Source organism: Arsenicicoccus cauae (assembly GCF_043162025.1).
Lineage (GTDB): Bacteria > Actinomycetota > Actinomycetes > Actinomycetales > Dermatophilaceae > Arsenicicoccus > Arsenicicoccus cauae.
On the sequence record NZ_CP171001.1, the window covers coordinates 1,371,175 to 1,391,294 of the forward strand.

Here is a 20,120-nt window from a genome sequence, read left to right on the forward strand (position 1 = left end):
TGTGCTCTCACCTGCTGGTCTCGCGTCGGGGCGGGTCGCGGGGCGCGACCACGCAACCATCCACTCTAGTCGCGTCGACCAGCGCGTGCGCGGCACTCGCGCCACCTGGGGGAGGCGGACGGAGGACCAACTAGGGTTGGGCGCGTGAAGGTACTCGTCATCGGCACCGGTGCCCGTGAGCACGCCATCGTCCACGCGCTGACCCGGGACCCCACCGTCGAGGCGGTCGTCGCCGCGCCCGGCAACCCGGGCATCGACCAGGTGGCGCTGTGCCGCGACCTGCCCGGCGGCATCACCGACGGGGCCGCGATCGCCGACCTCGCCGAGGAGCTGGGCGCCGACCTGGTCGTGGTGGGGCCCGAGGCGCCGCTCGTGGCGGGGGTGGCGGACGTGGTGCGGGAGCGCGGCATCGCGTGCTTCGGACCCTCCGCCGAGGCGGCCCGGCTGGAGGGCTCCAAGGCCTTCGCCAAGGAGGTCATGGCGGCTGCGGGCGTCCCCACCGCGATGGCCCATGTGTGCAGCACCGTCGACGAGGTGGCGGCTGCGATCGACGGTGTCGGGGCGCCCTACGTGGTCAAGGACGACGGGCTCGCGGCGGGCAAGGGCGTCGTGGTCACCGACGACCGGGCGGCCGCCCTCCGGCACGCGCAGGACTGCCTGGACAAGCCGGGCGGTCAGGTGCTCGTGGAGGAGTTCCTCGACGGCCCCGAGGTCTCGCTCTTCTGCCTCTGCGACGGCACGACCGTCGTCCCGCTCGCCCCGGCCCAGGACTTCAAGCGGGTGGGCGACGGCGACAGCGGCCCCAACACCGGTGGGATGGGCGCCTACTCGCCCCTCGCCTGGGCTCCCACCGGGCTGGTCGACGAGGTGCTCGCGCGGGTCGCGCAGCCGACGATCGACGAGATGGCGCGCCGGGGCACGCCCTTCGTCGGCGTGCTGTACGTCGGGCTGGCCCTCACCGCGCGCGGACTGCGGGTCGTGGAGTTCAACGCCCGGTTCGGCGACCCCGAGACGCAGGTCGTGCTGGCCCGCCTGGACGCCCCCCTCGGCGCGCTGCTGCGGGCTGCCGCCATCGGGCAGCTCGACGAACAGCCCGTCCTGCGCTGGCGCGACGAGCACGCCGTCACCGTCGTGATCGCCTCCGAGGGCTATCCGGCGGCGCCGGTCACCGGCGGCCCCATCAGCGGCGTCGAGGAGGTCGGCACCGGACCCGAGGCCTATGTCCTGCATGCCGGCACCCGCCTCGACGACGAGGGCCTGCTCGTCTCCGCCGGTGGCCGCGTGCTGTCCGTCGTGGCCCTCGGGGCCGACCTCGCGCAGGCCCGCAAGCGGGCGTACGCCGCCGTCGACCGGATCGACCTGCCCGGCTCGCACCACCGCACCGACATCGCCCTCGCCGCCCAGCGCGGCGAGGTCGTCGTCTGACACCCGCACGCCCGACCACCTGTCCGACCCCCACGAGAGGCCTGTTGTGGCACCCACGCTCGCGCTCCCCGGCTACACGCACGTCTACTCCGGCAAGGTGCGTGACCTCTACGCGCCGATCGACCCGGCCACGGGCGAGGCGCGCCCCGACCAGCTGCTGCTGGTGGCGAGCGACCGACTGTCGGCCTACGACCACGTGCTCGAGACGCCCATCCCCGACAAGGGTGCGGTCCTCACCCAGCTGAGCCTGTGGTGGTTCGACCAGCTTGCCGACCTCGTGCCCCACCACGTCGTCTCGACCGACGTGCCGGCCGCCGTGGCCGGGCGTGCGGTGTTGTGCGAGCGGCTCGAGATGCTCCCGGTGGAGTGCATCGGGCGCGCCTACCTCACGGGAGGCGGGCTCGACGACTACCGCAGCACCGGCGGCGTGTGCGGCGTCCCCCTCCCCGAGGGGCTGCAGGACGGGTCCGCCCTGCCCGAGCCGATCTTCACCCCCACGACCAAGGCGCCCGTCGGCGAGCACGACCTGCCCATGACGGTGGCCGAGGTCGAGGCCGAGATCGGCGCCGACCTCACGGCCCGCGTCAGCGACCTGACCCGGCGGATCCTGGCCCGGGGCAACGCGATCGCCGAGGACCGTGGCATCCTCATCGCCGACACCAAGGTCGAGTTCGGCGTGCGCCGCAGCGAGGGCGCCGAGCCCCAGCTGGTCCTCGCGGACGAGGTCCTCACCCCCGACTCCTCCCGGTTCTGGCCCGCCGCGACCTGGCAGCCGGGCGCCCGGCAGGAGTCCTACGACAAGCAGTACGTCCGCGACTGGCTCACCTCGACCGCGTCCGGCTGGGACAAGGACTCCGGCGACGCGCCGCCCCCGCTGCCGCAGGAGGTCGTCGAGCGCACCCGCGCCAAGTACGTCGAGGCCTTCGAGGCCCTGACCGGCCGTCGATTCGCCTGACCGACTCGCCTCGGAGCGGTATGCCGGGGGCGCCGGGACGGCATACGAGGCCGGTCGATATCCTGGGCGCACCCGTCCGCCGGACCCAGGAGGCTCTCGACATGGGACGCATCGTCGTCAACATCATGCCCACCGCCGACGCCCCGGACGCCGAGGGGCACGAGGCGCTGCCGCGGGCGGTTGAGCTGGGCTACGGCGAGTTCACGCGCATCCGTCAGGGCCGGCGCTTCGTCCTCAGCGCGCCCGGCGAGGTGACCGAGGAGCTGCTCGCCCGCGCCCGTGCCCTCGGTGACGCGCTCGCCCCCGAGCACCACGAGGTCGCCGGGGTCCACGCGGAGGGCGCGACCATCACGGTGGGGGACTACGACGACGACTGGGACGCCTACGACGCCGGGATCGGCGCCGTCGCCCCCATCCCCGAGGGTGCGGGGCGGCGCGAGGTGCGCCGCACGGCCCACTACGACGTCGACCTGGCCCGCGTCACGGACACCTCCAGCACCGGCGTCTACACCGGTGAGGACGACTGACCGGGAGCCGGTAGCCTAAAGGGCGCTCGACCGTCGCGCCCCGAGGAGCCCTCCATGTCGTCGCCCGCCCACGTCCTCTCCGTCGTCGAGGGGGGTCGGGCGCTCTCCGACTTCCGGGCAGCGGCGCTGCTGGACCGGGTCCGCGCAGTCGTGCCGCAGGTCACGGGGATCGACGCGCGCCACGTCCACTGGGTCGCGAGCGCGCAGGAGCTGACGCCGCAGGCGCGGGCCACCCTCGAGAGCCTGCTGACCTACGGCGAGCCGTGGACGGGGAGCAGTGACGGGACGCTGGTCGTCGTCGCGCCGCGGCTCGGCACCGTCTCCCCCTGGGCGTCCAAGGCCACCGACATCGCGCACAGCTGCGGGCTGGACCTGCACCGCGTCGAGCGGGTCGTCGAGTACCTCCTGCACGGGCCCGCCCTCGACGACGAGCAGTGGGCCGCCGCGGCCGCGGTGCTGCACGACCGGATGACCGAGACTGTCCTGATGCGCCGCGAGGACGCCGCGCTGCTCGCGACCGAGCGCGAGGCCGAGCCGCTGGAGCACGTGGACGTGCTGGGGGCGGGGCGCGGTGCGCTCGAGGCTGCCAACCTCAGCCTCGGGCTCGCTCTGTCCGACGACGAGATCGACTACCTGGTCGAGGCGTTCACCGGGCTGGAGCGCAATCCCACCGACGTCGAGCTGATGATGTTCGCCCAGGCCAACTCCGAGCACTGCCGCCACAAGATCTTCAACGCCGACGTCGTCATCGACGGCGAGCCGCAGGCGCGGTCGATGTTCGCGATGATCCGGCACACCGAGCAGGTCAACGGCCAGGGCACCGTCATCGCCTACAAGGACAACGCGTCGGTGATGGAGGGTGGCCGCCGCACGCGCTGGATGCCGGAGCAGCAGGACGGGCCGGGGCGGTACGCAGCCTACGAGGACGAGGTCCACGTCCTGATGAAGGTCGAGACCCACAACCACCCCACCGCCATCTCACCCTTCCCGGGGGCGGCGACCGGTGCGGGCGGCGAGATCCGCGACGAGGGCGCCACCGGGCGCGGGTCGGCGCCCAAGGCCGGGCTGTCCGGCTTCGCGGTCAGCAATCTGCACCTCCCGGGCACCTCCGAGCCGTGGGAGCAGTCGCCGTACGGCGCCCCCGGCCACCTCGCGAGCCCGCTGCAGATCATGGTGGAGGGGCCGATCGGGGCTGCGGCGTTCAACAACGAGTTCGGGCGGCCGGCGCTGGGCGGCTTCTTCCGCGTCTACGAGCAGACCGTCGACGGGGTCCGCCGCGGCTACCACAAGCCGATCATGAGCGCCGGTGGCCTCGGCACGATCTCGGCCTCGCAGACCGACAAGGTGACCTTTGCCCCGGGGACGCTGCTGGTGCAGCTCGGTGGTCCCGGGATGCGGATCGGCATGGGTGGCGGCGCGGCGTCCTCGCTGGCCGCCGGCGCCAACGCGGCCGAGCTCGACTTCGACTCCGTGCAGCGCGGCAACCCTGAGATCGAGCGGCGCGCGCAGGAGGTCATCACCCACTGCTGGGCGCTCGGCGAGGACAACCCGATCCTCGCCATCCACGACGTGGGCGCGGGCGGGCTGTCCAACGCCTTCCCGGAGCTCGTGGACGGCGCCGGGCTCGGTGCGCGGTTCGACCTCACGGCGGTGCCGCTGGAGGAGACCGGTCTCGCGCCCAAGGAGATCTGGTGCAACGAGAGCCAGGAGCGCTACGTCTTGGCCATCGCGCCGTCGTCGCTCGGCCTGCTGGCGTCGCTCGCCGACCGAGAGCGCTGCCCCTGGGCGGTCGTGGGCGTCGCCACGGATGACGGGCAGCTGCGGCTCACCGACGACCGGCTTGGTGACGACGTCGCGCAGCCGCTCGAGGACCGGGCCATCGACCTGCCCATGGAGGTGCTGCTCGGCAAGCCCCCGCGCATGACCCGCGACGTCACCCGCGTCGCGCGACAGGGGGACTCCTTCGACGCGGCCGGTGTGGATCTGCGGCGGGCGGCATACGACGTCCTGCGCCACCCCTCCGTGGCGAGCAAGAGGTTCCTGATCACCATCGGCGACCGCACGGTCGGCGGCCTCACCCACCGCGACCAGATGGTCGGGCCCTGGCAGGTGCCGGTGGCCGACGTGGCGGTGACGCTCGGCGACCTCGTGGGCTTCGCGGGCGAGGCCATGGCAACGGGGGAGCGCATGCCGCTCGCCGCCGTCGACGCTCCCGCCTCGGGCCGTATGGCGGTGGCCGAGGCCATCACCAACCTGCTTGCCGCCCCGGTGGAGCTGTCGCGGGTCAAGCTGTCCTGCAACTGGATGGCCGCGTGCGGCGAGGAGGGCGAGGACGCCGCGCTCTACGACACCGTGTCCGCCGTCGCGATGGAGCTGTGCCCCGCGCTCGGGATCGGTGTGCCCGTCGGCAAGGACTCGCTGTCGATGCGGACCCGGTGGAGCTCGGGCCCGGAGGCCGGGGGCACCGATAAGCAGGTGACCTCGCCGGTCTCGCTGGTGGTGACCGCCTTCGCGTCCCTCGAGGACGTGCGCGGCACCCTCACGCCGCAGCTCGCCGGCGGTGGGTCGCTCGTCGTGCTCGTCGATCTCGGCGCCGGCCGTGACCGGCTCGGTGGCTCGATGCTCGCTCAGGTGCACGGCGCCTTCGGCCAGGAGGTGCCGGACCTCGACGACCCGGCGCGCCTCGTCTCGTTGGCGGCCGCGGTCGGAGCCCTGCGCTCGCGCGGCCTGGTCAGCGCCTACCACGACCGCTCGGACGGTGGCCTGTGGGCGGCGGTGTGCGAGATGGCCTTCGCCGGCGCGACGGGGCTCGAGCTCGCCGTCGACTCCGTCCCCGGCCTGTTCGCCGAGGAGCTCGGCGCCCTGCTCGAGTGCGCCGAGGAGGACCTCGACGCCGTGCTGCGCGTGCTCGCCGACCACGGGCTCGCCGACCTGGTGTCGGTCGTCGCCCGCACCACCGACGACCGGCGCGTGCGCGTGCGGGTCGGCGAGGAGGACGTGCTCGACGAGGACCTGCGCGACCTGGCGCAGGTCTGGGACGAGGTGTCCTGGCGTATCGCCCGCCTGCGCGACAACCCCGGCTGCGCCGACGAGGAGCACGCGGCGTTCGGCGCGGAGGCGTCCGGTCTGGTGGTCGCCCCCACCTTCGACCCCGGCGAGGACGTGGCGGCGCCATACCTCTCGCGCGGAGCGCGACCCCGGCTGGCGGTGCTGCGCGAGCAGGGGGTCAACTCGCACGTCGAGACCTCGTTCGCGTTCGACCGCGCCGGGTTCGACACCTACGACGTGCACATGACCGACCTGCAGTCGGGGCGCGCGCACCTGTCCGACTTCGTGGGCCTGGTCGCGGCGGGCGGCTTCTCGTACGGCGACACCCTGGGTGCCGGTGCGGGCTGGGCGCGGTCGGTGCTGTTCGACCCGCGCCTGACCGACCAGTTCCGCGCGTTCTTCGAGCGGGGCGACACGATCGGGCTGGGCATCTGCAACGGCTGCCAGATGTTCGGCGAGCTGGCCGAGCTGATCCCCGGGGCGCAGGCCTGGCCCCGCTGGACGCGCAACCGCAGCGAGCAGTACGAAGCCCGCCTCTCGCAGGTCGAGGTGCTCGACAGCCCATCGATCTTCTTCGCCGGGATGGCCGGGTCCCGCCTGCCGATCGCGGTGGCGCACGGCGAGGGTCGCGCGGACTTCTCCCGGCACGGGTCGCCGACGGACGTGGTGCCGGCGATGCGCTACCTGGACGGGTCCGGCGCGCCGGCCGAGACCTACCCGGCCAACCCCAACGGGTCGCCCGGGGGGCTGACCGCCGTGACGACGCCGGACGGGCGGTTCACCGCGATGATGCCGCACCCCGAGCGGGTGCAGCGCAACATCCAGCTGTCGTGGACCGACGGCCCGGTCGACGAGCCGAGCCCCTGGCTGCGGATGTTCCGCAACGCCCGGAGCCACCTCGGCTGACCGCGAACCGGTATGGCGGACGGGCCGGTACGGGACCAACTCGCAGCCGCGGACCGTCGAGGCCATGCTGCGCCTGCTCGACGTGCGGTTCGTGCCGTTGCGGTGAGGTCGCCCCGAAGCCGTCAGCGCAGGCGCCAGCGTCCGAGGTCCGGAGGCCGCGGGGACGAGGCGGCGTCGGGGTCCGCGGCGGCGAGCGCGTCGGTGAGCGCACGCGCCGACCGGGCGCGGCGGGCCAGCTCGGCACCGGACCGCATGCCCGTGGGGAACGGTGACCGGGCCACGTGGCGGCGCAGCTCGACCAGGTCCAGGTCGGCGGTCGAGCCCGCCGCCACCAGCACCGAGTTGCCGAAGCGACGGCCCTTGAGCACGTCGTGCGTCGCCAGCACCGCCTGGGTGCTCAGCCCCGCCTCGACCGCCCCGGCCGCCACCGCCGCGACGTAGCGCCCCGCCGGCTCGTCGGCCAGGTTGAGCATCACCACCCCGTCCGGCCGCAGCACGCGCCGCACGTCGGCCAGGAACTCCACCGTGCCGAGCTCCGGGGGGACCCGGCCGTCGGCATACGCGTCCACGACCACGACGTCCGCGGAGCCGTCCCGCAGGGCCGCCACCCCGCAGCGGCCGTCCACGGGCCGCACCCTGATCCGGTGCCGCCGGGGCAGCGGCAGCTCGCGCCGCACGACCTCGGTCAGCTCGGCGTCGGGCTCGAGGACGATCTGAGGCGACCCCGGCCGCGTCGCCTCGACGTAGCGCGCCAGCGACAGACCCGCCCCGCCGACGTGCGTCACGGCGAGCGGCCCAGGCGGCCCCGGCGACAGGGAGTCCAGGACGCACGCGAGGTGCTGGACGTACTCGAACGCCAGGATGGTCGGGTCGTCGAGGTCGACGAAGGACTGCGGGTGGCCGTCGCGCATCACCGTCGCGGCGCGCCCGGCGGCTCGCCCCTCGACCCAGTCGATCCGTATGCCGTTGTCGCTCACCGCTGCTCGCAGGTCGCCGTCACGGCGTGAGCATGACCTTGATCGCGCGGCGCTCGTCCATCGCGCGGTAGCCCTCGGCGACGTCGTCGAGCGGCAGCGTCAGGTCGAAGACCGCGCCCGGGGCGATCTGCCCGGCGAGCACGGAGGAGACGAGGTGGGGGAGGTAGCGCCGCACCGGGGCCATGCCGCCGGCCAGGGAGATGTTCTTGCGGAACATCCGCTCGACGGGGAGCTCGACGCCGTGCGGCACCCCGACGAAGCCCACGCGTCCGCCGGGACGCGCCGCGGCGAAGGCCTGCTCCATCGAGCCGCCGGTGCCGACGCACTCCAGGACGCTGTGGGCACCGAGGCCCCCGGTGAGCTCGCGCACCCGCTCCGCGCCCTCCTCGCCACGCTCCTCGACGACGTCGGTCGCCCCGAACTCCCGGGCGATGGCCTGCCGAGACGCGTGGCGGGACATGGCGATGATGCGCTCGGCGCCGAGCTCGCGGGCGGCCAGCACCCCGCACAGACCGACGGCGCCGTCGCCCACGACCACCGCCGTGTGGCCCTCGCGGACGTCGGCGGAGACCGCGGCGTGCCACCCGGTGGCCATGACGTCGGACAGCGTGAGCAGCGACGGCAGCAGGTCGTCGGACGGCATCTCGGGGGTGGCGACGAGGGTGCCGTCGGCGAGCGGGACGCGGAGGTACTCCGCCTGGCAGCCACCCACGGGCAGGCCGGCGCGGTCCTTGGCGCCGTAGAACCCACCGTGCAGGCAGGCGCTGTGCACCCCGGCCTGGCAGATCTCACAGGTGTTGTCGGAGTACGTGAACCCGCCGATGACGAACTGGCCGGGCGCGACGTTCTTGACCTCCTCGCCGACCTCCTCCACGACGCCGACGTACTCGTGACCGATCGGGTGGGGCTCGTCGGTGGGGTTCTCCCCGCGGTAGGGCCACAGGTCTGACCCGCAGATGCAGGACCGGACGACCCGGACCACGGCGTCGGTGGGGGTCAGGACCGATGGGGCGGGGGCCTCCTCGAGACGGATGTCACGGGCCGCATGGATCATCGTTGCGCGCATGCCACCATCGTGACATGCCGACCCGTCGCCGCATCCCCGCCGACCAGGGCGCCGAGGCGCTCGCCGCCTGGCAGGCTGATCCCGCAGCGCCGCGCCAGACGGTGGCCACGGCCGTGCGATACACGCTGGAGGAGCTCGGCGCGCGATACCCCGGGCGCTCCCTGGAGGTGCGCGTCCCGCCATACGGCGCGGTGCAGGCGGTCGAGGGTCCGGTGCACACCCGCGGCACCCCGCCGAGCACGGTCGAGACCGATGCGACCACCTGGCTGCAGCTGGCGACCGGGGCCCTGACCTGGACGGACGCCGTCTCGGGCGGCCGGGTCCGCGCGAGCGGCCAGCGCTCCGACCTCACCTCGCTGCTCCCGCTCGTGCCCGAGGAGCCCGTATGACGCCGCGCATCGGCCTGACCATCCTGCCCGAGCTGCGCTGGCGCGAGGCAGAGCCCCGCTGGCGGGCGGCCGAGGACCTGGGCTTCGACCACCTGTGGACCTACGACCACCTCACCTGGGGCGGCCTGCCGGACTCCCCGTGGTACGGCACGGTCTCGACCCTGACGGCCGCCGCCCTGGTCACCCGGTACGTCGGGATCGGCACCTTCGTGGCGTCCCCCAACTTCCGCCACCCCGCGGCGTTCGTGCGCGACGTGCAGGCGCTGCAGGACATGAGCGACGGCCGGCTGCTGCTCGGGCTCGGGACGGGCGGCGACCTGGACTCGCGCGTCCTCGGGGGGCCCGAGCTGAGCGTCCGTCAGCGGGTCGACCGGTTCGAGGAGTTCGCCCGCTTGCTCGACCGGCTGCTGCGCGAGGACCACGTGGACCACCACGGCACCTACTTCGCCTGCCGGGACGCCCGCACGCTCCCCGTGGCGGCCACGCGACCCACTGTCGTGATGGCGGCCAACGGGCCGCGCTCGCAGCGGCTCGCGGTCGCCCTCGGCGACGCCTGGGTGACGACGGGCACGCACGGCGACGACCGTGAGGCCTGGTGGCGCAGCCTGGCCGGGCTGTCGGCCCGGATGGACGACCTCGACCCGCCCGAGGGCTTCCGCCGCTACGTCCACGTCGACCCCACCTGCGGCTTCTCCCTGTCGTCCGCCGACCACTTCGAGGACGTGGTGGGGCGGGTGGCCGCGCTGGGCTTCACCGACGCGATCACCCACTGGCCCCGCCCGGACGGCCCCTACGCCGGGGACCCCGCCGTCCTCGAGGAGGTCGCGGCTCGCCTGCTGACGCCGCGGGGCGGGTCCGGCGGGCGCTGACGCGGTCCCCGTGCACGGGCGTTCACGGTCCGTCACGGTTCGACTAGGGTGGCCCGGAGGCGACCCGGACGGGTGCCGGGCTGGGGGAGGACGACCATGGCGACGTCGCGGTTCTGCTACGTCCTGATGTGCCACACCGACGCGGCGGCCATCGTGCGGCTGGTGCGTCGGGTCCACGAGCTGAGTCCGGAGGCGGCGATCGTGGTGCGCCACAGCGTGCCCGACCTCGTTGCTCCCGAGGCGATCGCGGCCTTCGGGGCCACCGTGCACCGCAGCGCGATCGACATCGTCTGGGGCGACTGGTCGATGACCCGGGCCGCCCTCGAGGTGCTCGACCACGCCCGGCGCACGGTCGAGGCGGACCACTACGTCCTGCTGTCCGGCCAGGACTACCCGATCCGCGGCCTCGCCGCCTGGGAGGACGAGGTCCGACGCTGCGGCGTGGACGCCCTGGTCGACGTCTACCCGCCGATGACGGACGACTGGTACTACCGCTGGTGGACGGTCGACCCGCCCCACGTGGGGCCGGTGCTGGCCCGCCGCGCCGTCAAGCTCGCGTGGCGCCTGGTGGCGCGCCGCTGCCGCCCCGCCGTCATGTTCTACCGCGGCCGACGCGACCCCCGCTGGATCCTCGGCGTGCGCCGTCCCGAGCTGCTGCGCGGCGAGGCGCCGGTCGTGGTCCTCAAGGGGAGCCTGTGGCTCACGCTGTCCGGGCGCGCCGTGGACAGCCTCCTGCGGCGCCATCGCGAGGACCGTCGCACGCTGGACTTCTTCCGGTCCGTGCGCATCCCCGACGAGTCCTACGTCCAGTCCCTGCTGCTGGCCGACGCGAGCCTGCGGATCATGGACTGCCCGACGACCTTCGCCCGGTTCCGCTACGACGAGTGGAGCCCCACCTGGGTCGACCTGGACGAGCTCGCCCTGGCGGCCCGGACGCCGGCCGCCTTCGTCCGCAAGCTGCCGGAGGGGGTCGACGCGGCGGTGCTCGCCGAGGCCGACGTCCTGGCGTCGCGCCCAGCCGACGCGGTGCCGCCGATCCGGGACGCCGTGCCGGGCCAGACCAAGCTGACCGGGGCCGAGGTCGCGCCCGGCGTGCCGTCGGTGGCGACCGGGCTGCCCGTCCCGCGCGGCTAGACTGCGCCGGTGAGCGACCACCCCGGCACCAGCAAGGGCTCCGCGCCCGGCCCCCGCCCCGCCACCTCACCGAGGCCCCGCGGGCGCCGGCCGATCTTCTCCCGGTTCATCGTGGTGGGCGCGGTGCTCGGCTTCGTCGTCGCCACGGGGGTGGCGCTGCTGCTGCGTCCCGACCCCTCCGCGGTGAGCAGCGCGAGCCAGACGGCGACCTACGGGCTCGGCCGGGTGATGATGTTCTTCGGCGTCCTCGGGGGCGGGCTCGGGGCCCTGCTCGGTGCCCTGGTCGCGGTGCTGCTCGATCGCCGGAGCTGAGGCGACCGCGCGACCGCGGCGCTGTGGGACACTGGCACCGTGGCACGAGGTGACGGTCGACTCAATCACGACATCCTGCCCGGCGAGACCGGGCCGCAGGACGCCTGCGGGGTCTTCGGCGTCTGGGCACCGGGCGAGGAGGTCGGCAAGCTCACCTACTACGGTCTCTATGCCCTGCAGCACCGCGGGCAGGAGTCGGCCGGGATCGCGACGTCCGACGGCGAGCGTGTCCTCGTCTACAAGGACATGGGCCTGGTGTCGCAGGTCTTCGACGAGACCTCGCTCGGCTCCCTCACCGGCCACCTGGCCATCGGGCACACCCGTTACTCCACCACCGGCGCGAGCAAGTGGGAGAACGCCCAGCCCACGCTGGGCGGCACCGCGCACCACACGATCGCTCTCGCCCACAACGGCAACCTGATCAACACCTCCGAGCTGCGCGGCCTGCTGTCCGCGCGTCACGTCGACGGGTTCGGCACGGCGGGCGGGGAGCTGCGTCGTGGCAACACGACGGACACCGCCATCGTCACCTCCCTGCTGGGCAGCCGGGCCGAGGACGTCTCTCTCGAGGAGGCGGCGATGGAGCAGCTGCCGTTGGTCAAGGGCGCCTTCTGCTTCGTCTTCATGGACGAGCACACGCTGTATGCCGCGCGAGACCCGCAGGGCGTCCGCCCGCTGGTGATCGGGCGGCTGGAGCGGGGCTGGGTCGTGGCCTCCGAGACGGCGGCCCTCGACATCGTCGGCGCCAGCTATGTCCGCGAGGTCGAGCCGGGGGAGCTGGTCGTCGTGGACGAGCAGGGCCTGCGCACCCGCCGGTTCGCCGAGCCCGAGCCCAAGGGCTGCGTCTTCGAGTACGTCTACCTCGCCCGACCCGACACGACCATCGCCGGTCGCGGCGTCTACGAGGCGCGGGTCGCGATGGGACGCGAGCTGGCCCGCCAGCACCCGGTCGAGGCGGACATGGTCATGCCGTCCCCCGAGTCGGGCACCCCGGCGGCGATCGGCTACGCCGAGGAGTCGGGGATCCCCTACGGCCAGGGCCTGGTCAAGAACGCCTACGTCGGGCGTACCTTCATCGCTCCCTCGCAGACCATCCGCCAGCTCGGCATCCGCCTCAAGCTCAACCCGCTGCGCGACGTCATCAAGGGCAAGCGGCTGGTCGTCGTCGACGACTCGATCGTGCGGGGCAACACGCAGCGGGCCCTCGTGCGCATGCTGCGCGAGGCCGGTGCCGCGGAGGTCCACGTCCGGATCTCCTCGCCCCCGGTGCGCTGGCCCTGCTTCTACGGCATCGACTTCGCGAGCCGCGCCGAGCTGATCGCCACGGGCATCGACATCGAGGGCGTCCGGCGTTCGGTGGGCGCGGACAGCCTGGGCTACATCAGCGAGGACGGGATGATCGCCGCGACCCACCAGCCGCGCGAGCGTCTGTGCACCGCCTGCTTCTCGGGCCAGTACCCCCTCGGGGTCCCGGACGACCAGGCCGTCGTCCTCGACCCCGCCCACGCGTGACCCGCCTGACCCCCCTGCACACCCGCGACGAAAGGCCCCTCGTGAGCGAGCCCATCACCTACGCGTCGGCAGGGGTCGACGTGGAGGCCGGCGACAAGGCCGTCGAGCTGATGAAGGCGTCGGTCCGCCGCGCCACCCGCCCCGAGGTGCTGGGCGGGCTCGGCGGCTTCGCGGGGATGTTCGACGCCTCGGCGCTGGCCGGGATGCGCCGTCCGGTCCTGGCCACGTCGACCGACGGCGTCGGCACCAAGGTCGCGGTCGCTCAGGCCGTGGACCAGCACGACACCATCGGCTTCGACCTGGTCGGCATGGTCGTGGACGACATCGTCGTGTGCGGGGCCGAGCCGCTCTTCATGACGGACTACATCGCGACCGGCAAGGTCGTGCCCGAGCGTATCGCCGCCATCGTGTCGGGCATCGCGGCTGCCTGCGAGCAGGCGGGCGTGGCCCTCGTCGGCGGCGAGACCGCCGAGCACCCGGGACTGCTGGACCCGGACGAGTACGACTGCGCGGGTGCCGCCACGGGCGTCGTCGAGCACGACGACGTCCTCGGGCCCCATCTCGTGCGGGCCGGCGACGTCGTGCTGGGGCTGGCCTCGTCAGGGCTGCACTCCAACGGCTACTCGCTCGTCCGTCGCGTCTTCGCCCACGCCTCCTGGGACTACGACCGAGAGGTCCCCGAGCTGGGCGGCACCCTGGGCCGCGCCCTGCTGACGCCGACGAGGGTCTACGCCCGGGACCTGCTCGCCCTGATCCGTGCCGACGGCGTCGACGTCCACGCCCTCAGCCATGTCACCGGAGGGGGGCTCGCGGCCAACCTCGCCCGGGTCCTCCCGCAAGGGGTGCTCGCCACCGTGGACCGCGCGACGTGGACGCCGCCGCCGATCTTCGGCCTGGTCCAGGCGCTGGGCCGCGTGCCGCAGCCGGACCTCGAGCGCACCCTCAACATGGGTGTGGGATTCGTGGCCGTGGTGCCCGAGGACGCCGTCGACCGCGCGCTGGCCGTGTGCGCCGAGCGAGACCTGCCGGCCTGGGTGATGGGGCGCGTGAGCGACGCCGCCGACGCTGCCGTGGACCCAGCCCACGAGGTCGTGCGCGGCGCCAAGGGCGTCGACGGGGGAGCGGTCCAGCTGGTCGGCGCCCACCGGGCCTGAGACCGGCCCTGCCTGGGGCGGTCCTCAGGGGCTCCAGGGATGCGCGAACGGGGAGGGTGTCACCTGCTGGTGACACCCTCCCCGTTCGGTGTCCGGTATGCCGACCCGCCCGTCACGAGTCGGGTGGTGCGACCACCTGGTGCCGACGAGACGCCGGCCCCCGGCTGCGAGCCGGGGACGCGCCGTCAGCGCCCACCGGCCGCCCACCGGTCGTAGTCGTCGTAGCCGTCGTCGTCGTCGGGCTCCCGGCGTTGGTCGCCGGGGTCCCGTTGCGTGGATGCGTGCAGTTCTCGCTCAAGAGCACTCAGGTCGGTGTCGGGAGAGAAGTACTTCAGCTCCCGGGCAACCTTGGTCTGCTTGGCTTTGGCCCGGCCGCGCCCCATGGCGTGACCCCCTCGCGCGTCTGCCGGAGTGGCATCGCTGGCTGCGTCTGGTGCCGTAGCGGGCGGAGCGACCCCGGGAATCTCGTGTCTTCGTGAAGGACACGGTACATGCTGGGAGGCCCATCTGTGGAGTCGAGCGTCGAGGCGTGCCCACGGGCAGTTACGTCAGGTGATGTCGGAGGTGGCCGGGTTCGCGTTGATTCGGGTCGTCATGCACCCACACGGGCGTAGAAGATTGCTCACAACCTGCATATGTCACGATACGTAGTAATCTATCAGCGACGTTGAGCCCCTTTCTGCCCGTATCGACTACTCAGAGTTACTGCCGCGACGACATCGGCCCTGTGAGTGGGTCGGCGGGCGTGTCCCGGGGCGTCGGAGCACGGGGGAAGGCCTCCCGTCGAGAAGCGGGGAGATCACACATGCCACATCGTGAGCAGGACAGCGAGAAGTTGTTGACGCCGGCCGAGGTCGCCGAGCTCTTTCGGGTCGACCCCAAGACCGTCACCCGGTGGGCCAAGGCGGGCAAGCTCAACTCCATCCGCACGCTCGGTGGGCACCGGCGCTACCGCGAGAGCGAGATCCGCCAGCTCCTCGACGGCGTGGGCGACAACGCCCGCATGAGTCAGCCGCTCTGACGACGGCCACTGATATCACGTCTGATATCAGTTATAGGCTGATGGTCTCGAGGTCATGAGCTATCCTCTGATGCCGTGAGCTCCTCCGGGTCCGCGCAACCCGTGCGCTACGCCCTGCTGGGCGACGTCGTCGAGTCCCGGCGCGCCGCGAGCCGTCGCGCCCTGCATGAGCGGCTCGGTGCCGCCCTGCGCCGGGTCGACGAGACGGTGCCCGCCCTCGAGCCGCTCACCACCACGGTCAGCGACGAGTTCCAGGGGGTTTACCCCGACGTCGGGTCCGCCGTCCTGGCGTCGCTGCTGGTGCGCCTCCACACGCTCCCCGACGTCGACGTCAGGTGCGGCATCGGGAGAGGGCTGGTCCAGGTGATCGACCGCGACCACGTCCCTCCGCTGCAGGACGGCAGCGCCTGGTGGGCCGCGCGCGAGGCGGTCGAGGAGGCGGAGCGCCGGGCCGCGACGGCGGCCACGCGGTCCTGTCGCACGTGGTACGTCGAGGACCCGGACCGCCCGTCCGGCGCCGCCGGTGTGGTCCTGGCCACGCTGGTCCTGCGCGACGATCTCGTGGGTCGGCTGGACGCCCGCCCGCTGAGGGTGCTCCTGGGGGTCATGTCAGACCTCACGCAGACCATGGTGGCCGAGCAGGAGGGGATCACGCAGTCTGCCGTCTCCCAGCTGGTGGCCAGAGAGGGTCTCGCGGCTGTCAGGGAGGCGCACGCGATCCTCGCCCCCTCGGCTCGTGACACCTGAGGAGCACCATGACCTATCTCGCCGTGTGGCTGCTGGCGCTGGGCGTCGGCGACCTGGTGCGCCCCGGCGCGGAGCTCGGGGGGCGACGACCATGGTGGTTGCCCGCCCTGGTCTCCGTGCCCGTGGCGGTCCTCGCGTGGCCGCTGCTCGGGCAGCGCGGCGGCTGGCACCTGGTCGCGCTCCTCGGGATCGTGCTCCTGCTGGTCGTGTGGGCACGGTCGTCGGCGGGGGCCGTGAGCAGCGCCCTGCGGACGCGCTACGACCCCGACCGCACCCTCGTGGCGGCGGCCCGACGGCACCGGCTCGTGGCCGGTGGCTGCCTCGTGGTGGGGCTCACGGTGCTGTTCGCCCTGGCCGGCGTGGACGCGGGCGCCGGCGGGCCCCTCGCCCGCTGGTGGGGCTCGCTCGGGCTACCCCGGCTCGCCCCGGTGCCGCTGGACCGCGCGCTGATGGTCCTCGCCGTGATGGTGGCCCAGGTCGGCACCGGCAACGTCGTGGTGCGCCTGGTCCTCGACGCGGCGGGTGCGCACAGCCAGCCGGGGGTCCTGCGCGGGGGGCGCTGGCTCGGCCCGATGGAGCGCGTCTTCGTCGTCGGCCTCGCCCTCGCCGGTCAGGCGACCGCGGCCTCGGTCGTCATCGCGGCCAAGGGGATCCTGCGCTTCCCCGAGCTGCAGGACCAGCGAGGACCGGGGCAGCGGATCGACGTCGTGACCGAGTACTTCCTCCTCGGCAGCTTCACCTCGTGGTTGGTGGCGCTCGGGTGCTCGCTGCTGGCGCTGTGACCGGGCGCGCCGGGCCGGTCACGGCCCGTGTCCCGGGCCATGCGTGACAATGGCGTCCATGAGTGGAGACCTCGTCCTCGCCAACCGCTACCGCCTCGAGCGCCAGATCGGCCGGGGCGGGATGGGTCAGGTCTGGTCGGCCGTCGACACCCGGCTGCAGCGCCGGGTGGCCGTCAAGACGGTCGACCTCGCGGCGACGGGCGACGAGGTGGCTGCCGAGCGATTTCAGCAGGAGGCGCACGCGACGGCTGCCCTGTCCCACCCCAACATCGTCACGATCTTCGACAACGGGGTGGACGGCCACACGGCCTATCTCGTCATGGAGCTGCTCAGCGGGCCCAGCCTCGACGAGCTGGTCCGCGAGCAGGGTCCGCTGGCGGTGGACCGGGCCCTCGCCTACACCCAGGAGGTGGCCTCGGCCCTCGGGGCCGCGCACCGAGCGGGGGTCGTGCACCGGGACGTCAAGCCCAGCAACCTCATGCTCGACGAGCGGGGCACGCTCAAGATGGTGGACTTCGGGATCGCGCGCCTCGACCAGGCCCGCACCAGCCAGCTGACGGCGACCGCGACGGTCATCGGCAGCGCGCCATACCTGTCTCCCGAGCAGGCCACCGGGGGCACGGCGACCGCGCAGAGCGACCTGTACTCCCTCGGCTGCGTGCTGATGACCCTGCTGACCGGCGAGCCGCCGTTCGAGGGTGAGCACCCCTTGTCGATCCTCCACCACCACCTGAGCACGCCGCCGCCGCTGCCGTCCGAGCGACGCCCCGGGGTGCCGCGGGCGGTCGACGACCTCGTGGCCCAGCTGCTGGCCAAGTCGCCGCAGGACCGGCCGGCCAGCGCCGCCGACGTGGCGGCCCGGACCGCTGCGATCCGTCGCGGCGCCGCACCGTCCACCACCGTGCTGCCCGTCGCGGGCGCCCCGGCTGCCGCCACCACCGTGCTGCCACCCGTGGACCGGGGCCCGCAGGCCCCGCCCCACACAGCGACGCAGGCGACGGCCTACCGCGACGATCACGACCGTCCCCGCCCCCGCGGCACCGGGGCGCTGTGGGTGATGCTGCTCCTGCTGGCCGCCACCGTCGGGGCCCTGTGGTGGTTCGGGCTGCGCGGCTCCGGGCCGTCGACCGACCAGCCCAGGACCCCGACCACCACGGCCACCAGCACCTCCGCGCGCACCACCGCGCCGAGGACGTCCTCGACCCCGCCCGCGACCGTGACCGCGACCGCCACGGCAACCCCGTCGCCCACCGGGTCGCCGTCGTCGACCTCCGCGCCGACCCCCACGGAGACGACCAGCCCCACCGAGCAGCCGACGGCAACCCAGGGGCCGAGCGACCCGGCACCGACGTGGTCCACGTCGGCCCAGGCCGCGTCCACGCTCGACGGGGTCGTGCAGCAGGCCCAGCTGTCGGGGTCCTCCGGCAAGGACGCCTCCAAGAGCCTGCGCTCGCTCGACAAGGCGATTCGTCAGGAGGACGCCTCCGGGGCGCGCCAAGCGCTGGGGGAGCTGACCGGGTCGGTCCGCAGTGGCGTCGAGGACGGGTCCGTCTCGAGCGACACGGCACAGACCATCAGCTCGGCCGCCGATGCCGTCGCCAGCGCACTGCCGACGGCCTGAGCCTGCCGAGGGAGGGCGCAGGCAGCACGACGAAGCCGCATCCCGTGGGGATGCGGCTTGCTGGTGGCCAGGGGCGGGGTCGAACCGCCGACCTTCCGATTTTCAGTCGGACGCTCGTACCAACTGAGCTACCTGGCCTCGCGACGTCCTCCTGATGTCGCGAAGTCTCCCCCGAAGGAGAGACTGGCGACCCCGACCGGGCTCGAACCGGCGACCTCCGCCGTGACAGGGCGGCGCGCTAACCAACTGCGCTACGGGGCCAATGGTGAGGAGTGACTACCTCAAGCACTCCGACGACCTCGCTGGCCGTGACCAGCTAGTCCATCGTACATGCTCTGTATCCCCAACGGGATTCGAACCCGTGCTACCGCCGTGAAAGGGCGGGGTCCTAGGCCGCTAGACGATGGGGACCCGAATCTCTCGGGCCCTCTGCCGCTAGCGCTCTAGTAGCTCGAGCCCGTCGAGGACTCCGAAAGCATAGGGGACGCCGACGCGGAACGCCTAATCGGGTGGGAGCCGGTCGGCGTCAGCGCCGAGCGGCCCACTCCAGCAGCCGCTCCCACGGCCAGGTCGTGACGATCCGCTCGGCCGGCACCCCGAGGTGCCAGGCTCGCTCGGCCCCCAGCTGCTGGAAGTCCAGCTGCCCCGGGGCGTGCGCGTCCGTGTCGATGGCGAACAGGCACCCGAGCTCCAGGGCAAGCGTGACCAGGTCGTCCGGCGGGTCCTGCCGCTCCGGCCGGGAGTTGATCTCGACCGCCACCTCGTGAGCCGCGCACGCCTCGAAGACGGCGCGGGCGTCGAAGGTGGACTGCGGCCGCCGGCCGCGGCCCCCGGTGACGAGCCGCCCGGTGCAGTGGCCGAGCACGTTGGTGCGGGGGTTGCCGACGGCGGCGACCATCCGACGGGTCATCGCGGCGCTCTCCATCTTGAGCTTGGAGTGCACCGAGGCGACGACCACGTCGAGCTCCTCGAGCAGGTCGGGCTCCTGGTCGAGCGACCCGTCGTCGAGGATGTCGACCTCGATCCCCGACAGCAGCCGGAAGCCGTCCGGCACGATGCGGTTGACGCCGGCGACGACCTGCAGCTGGGTGCGCAGGCGCTCCGGCGACAGCCCGTTGGCGACCTTGAGCCGGGGGGAGTGGTCCGTCAGCACCTGGTACTCCCGGCCGAGCTCGACCGCGGTCATCACCATCTCGTCGATCGGCGAGCCGCCGTCGGACCAGTCGGAGTGGCTGTGCAGGTCGCCACGCTGGAGGGCGGCCAGGTCCAGCCCGTCGCGGGCCAGCGGTGCCGACTCGCGCTCCTCCAGCTGGACGAGGTAGGCCGGCTCCTCGCCGCGGAGCACCGCCTGGGCGATCGCCTCGCTGCCCTTGCCGATGCCGGGCAGGTCCTGCAGCGTGCCGGCCGAAGCCCGGGCCGCCAGCTCCTCGTCCCCGAGGGCCCCCAGGGTGGCGGCGGCGCCCCGGAAGGCCTTGATGCGATAGCTGGACTCCAGGGCCCGCTCGAGCAGGAAGGAGATGCGGCGCAGGGCCAGGACGACCCCGGCGGCGTCGCGGGTCAGGGTGTCGGCGATCGGCTCCCCGGAGGCGGAGCCATGGCGCTGCGGGCCGGTGGCGGCGGGCTTCGGCATACGGCCATCGTCGCACCGCGGCACGTGGCTTGGTCGACGTGGCGC

The 20,120-nt window shown here is 73.5% G+C and carries 18 protein-coding genes and 3 tRNA genes; 14 read left to right on the forward strand and 7 right to left on the reverse strand.

Going from position 1 to position 20,120, the window contains the following annotated elements; genetic code table 11:
- Positions 1–144: 144 nt before the first annotated feature.
- From purD to purL, 4 genes are all read left to right on the forward strand, one after another.
- Complete coding sequence (gene purD, locus ACF3NS_RS06445; RefSeq protein WP_392468667.1) at positions 145–1,425, forward strand: phosphoribosylamine--glycine ligase; 1,281 nt, start codon at positions 145–147, stop codon at positions 1,423–1,425.
- Between the two features lie 46 nt (positions 1,426–1,471).
- On the forward strand, positions 1,472–2,380 hold the full coding sequence (locus ACF3NS_RS06450) for a phosphoribosylaminoimidazolesuccinocarboxamide synthase (RefSeq protein ID WP_392468669.1): 909 nt from the start codon (positions 1,472–1,474) through the stop codon (positions 2,378–2,380).
- A gap of 101 nt (positions 2,381–2,481) precedes the next feature.
- On the forward strand, positions 2,482–2,907 hold the full coding sequence (locus ACF3NS_RS06455) for a hypothetical protein (RefSeq protein ID WP_392468671.1): 426 nt from the start codon (positions 2,482–2,484) through the stop codon (positions 2,905–2,907).
- A 54-nt stretch (positions 2,908–2,961) separates the two neighbouring features.
- Positions 2,962–6,861 carry a phosphoribosylformylglycinamidine synthase gene (gene purL / locus ACF3NS_RS06460; RefSeq protein ID WP_392468674.1) on the forward strand — a complete coding sequence of 1,300 codons (3,900 nt, stop codon included), beginning with the start codon at positions 2,962–2,964 and terminating at the stop codon, positions 6,859–6,861.
- A 122-nt stretch (positions 6,862–6,983) separates the two neighbouring features.
- On the opposite strand, the gene ACF3NS_RS06465 is transcribed toward purL, so the two are convergent.
- Both ACF3NS_RS06465 and ACF3NS_RS06470 read right to left on the reverse strand, forming a co-directional pair.
- Positions 6,984–7,838: a spermidine synthase gene (locus ACF3NS_RS06465; protein WP_392468676.1), complete on the reverse strand. Its 855-nt coding sequence runs from the start codon at positions 7,836–7,838 to the stop codon at positions 6,984–6,986.
- A gap of 19 nt (positions 7,839–7,857) precedes the next feature.
- A complete protein-coding gene (locus ACF3NS_RS06470; RefSeq protein WP_154593716.1) occupies positions 7,858–8,904 on the reverse strand; it encodes a zinc-dependent alcohol dehydrogenase family protein in 1,047 nt (348 codons plus the stop codon).
- Between the two features lie 14 nt (positions 8,905–8,918).
- Here ACF3NS_RS06470 and ACF3NS_RS06475 point away from each other — a divergent pair, with 14 nt between their 5' ends.
- The 6 genes from ACF3NS_RS06475 (at position 8,919) to purM (ending at position 14,274) form a co-directional block, all read left to right on the forward strand.
- Positions 8,919–9,293 (forward strand): sterol carrier family protein, encoded by a 375-nt coding sequence (locus ACF3NS_RS06475; RefSeq protein WP_288799751.1) that lies wholly within the window; start codon positions 8,919–8,921, stop codon positions 9,291–9,293.
- Positions 9,290–10,162 carry an LLM class flavin-dependent oxidoreductase gene (locus ACF3NS_RS06480; protein WP_392468680.1) on the forward strand — a complete coding sequence of 291 codons (873 nt, stop codon included), beginning with the start codon at positions 9,290–9,292 and terminating at the stop codon, positions 10,160–10,162. The genes ACF3NS_RS06475 and ACF3NS_RS06480 overlap by 4 nt, the downstream gene beginning before the upstream one ends.
- A 96-nt stretch (positions 10,163–10,258) precedes the next feature.
- Positions 10,259–11,296 carry a hypothetical protein gene (locus ACF3NS_RS06485; protein ID WP_289033629.1) on the forward strand — a complete coding sequence of 346 codons (1,038 nt, stop codon included), beginning with the start codon at positions 10,259–10,261 and terminating at the stop codon, positions 11,294–11,296.
- Between the two features lie 9 nt (positions 11,297–11,305).
- Positions 11,306–11,608, forward strand: coding sequence for a hypothetical protein (locus tag ACF3NS_RS06490; RefSeq protein ID WP_154593712.1), 303 nt, complete (start codon positions 11,306–11,308; stop codon positions 11,606–11,608).
- 39 nt (positions 11,609–11,647) lie between these two features.
- Positions 11,648–13,120, forward strand: a complete 1,473-nt coding sequence (gene purF, locus ACF3NS_RS06495; RefSeq protein ID WP_288799757.1) for an amidophosphoribosyltransferase — start codon at positions 11,648–11,650, stop codon at positions 13,118–13,120.
- Between the two features lie 41 nt (positions 13,121–13,161).
- Positions 13,162–14,274 carry a phosphoribosylformylglycinamidine cyclo-ligase gene (gene purM / locus ACF3NS_RS06500; protein WP_311966602.1) on the forward strand — a complete coding sequence of 371 codons (1,113 nt, stop codon included), beginning with the start codon at positions 13,162–13,164 and terminating at the stop codon, positions 14,272–14,274.
- Positions 14,275–14,459: 185 nt separating this feature from the next.
- Here the strand turns inward: purM and ACF3NS_RS06505 are convergent, their stop codons facing one another.
- Positions 14,460–14,657 (reverse strand): DUF3073 domain-containing protein, encoded by a 198-nt coding sequence (locus ACF3NS_RS06505; protein WP_154593710.1) that lies wholly within the window; start codon positions 14,655–14,657, stop codon positions 14,460–14,462.
- Positions 14,658–15,079: 422 nt separating this feature from the next.
- Here ACF3NS_RS06505 and ACF3NS_RS06510 point away from each other — a divergent pair, with 422 nt between their 5' ends.
- The 4 genes from ACF3NS_RS06510 (at position 15,080) to ACF3NS_RS06525 (ending at position 18,445) form a co-directional block, all read left to right on the forward strand.
- The gene (locus tag ACF3NS_RS06510; RefSeq protein ID WP_154593709.1) at positions 15,080–15,295 is read left to right on the forward strand and encodes a BldC family transcriptional regulator; all 216 of its coding nucleotides are present in this window, start codon (positions 15,080–15,082) and stop codon (positions 15,293–15,295) included.
- A 75-nt stretch (positions 15,296–15,370) separates the two neighbouring features.
- Entirely contained in the window at positions 15,371–16,042 is a 672-nt protein-coding gene (locus ACF3NS_RS06515; protein WP_288797930.1) for a SatD family protein, read from the forward strand.
- 8 nt (positions 16,043–16,050) lie between these two features.
- A complete protein-coding gene (locus ACF3NS_RS06520; protein WP_154593708.1) occupies positions 16,051–16,824 on the forward strand; it encodes a hypothetical protein in 774 nt (257 codons plus the stop codon).
- Positions 16,825–16,882: 58 nt separating this feature from the next.
- Positions 16,883–18,445, forward strand: a complete 1,563-nt coding sequence (locus ACF3NS_RS06525; protein WP_288797932.1) for a protein kinase — start codon at positions 16,883–16,885, stop codon at positions 18,443–18,445.
- 61 nt (positions 18,446–18,506) lie between these two features.
- Here ACF3NS_RS06525 and ACF3NS_RS06530 read toward each other — a convergent pair.
- The 4 genes from ACF3NS_RS06530 to ACF3NS_RS06545 all read right to left on the reverse strand — a co-directional run bounded on the left by ACF3NS_RS06530 (position 18,507) and on the right by ACF3NS_RS06545 (position 20,075).
- A tRNA-Phe gene (locus ACF3NS_RS06530) sits at positions 18,507–18,583 on the reverse strand.
- A gap of 46 nt (positions 18,584–18,629) precedes the next feature.
- Positions 18,630–18,706 (reverse strand) — tRNA-Asp (locus ACF3NS_RS06535).
- 77 nt (positions 18,707–18,783) lie between these two features.
- Positions 18,784–18,856, reverse strand: a tRNA-Glu gene (locus tag ACF3NS_RS06540).
- Positions 18,857–18,971: 115 nt separating this feature from the next.
- Positions 18,972–20,075, reverse strand: coding sequence for a PHP domain-containing protein (locus ACF3NS_RS06545; protein ID WP_392468685.1), 1,104 nt, complete (start codon positions 20,073–20,075; stop codon positions 18,972–18,974).
- Positions 20,076–20,120: the final 45 nt, after the last annotated feature.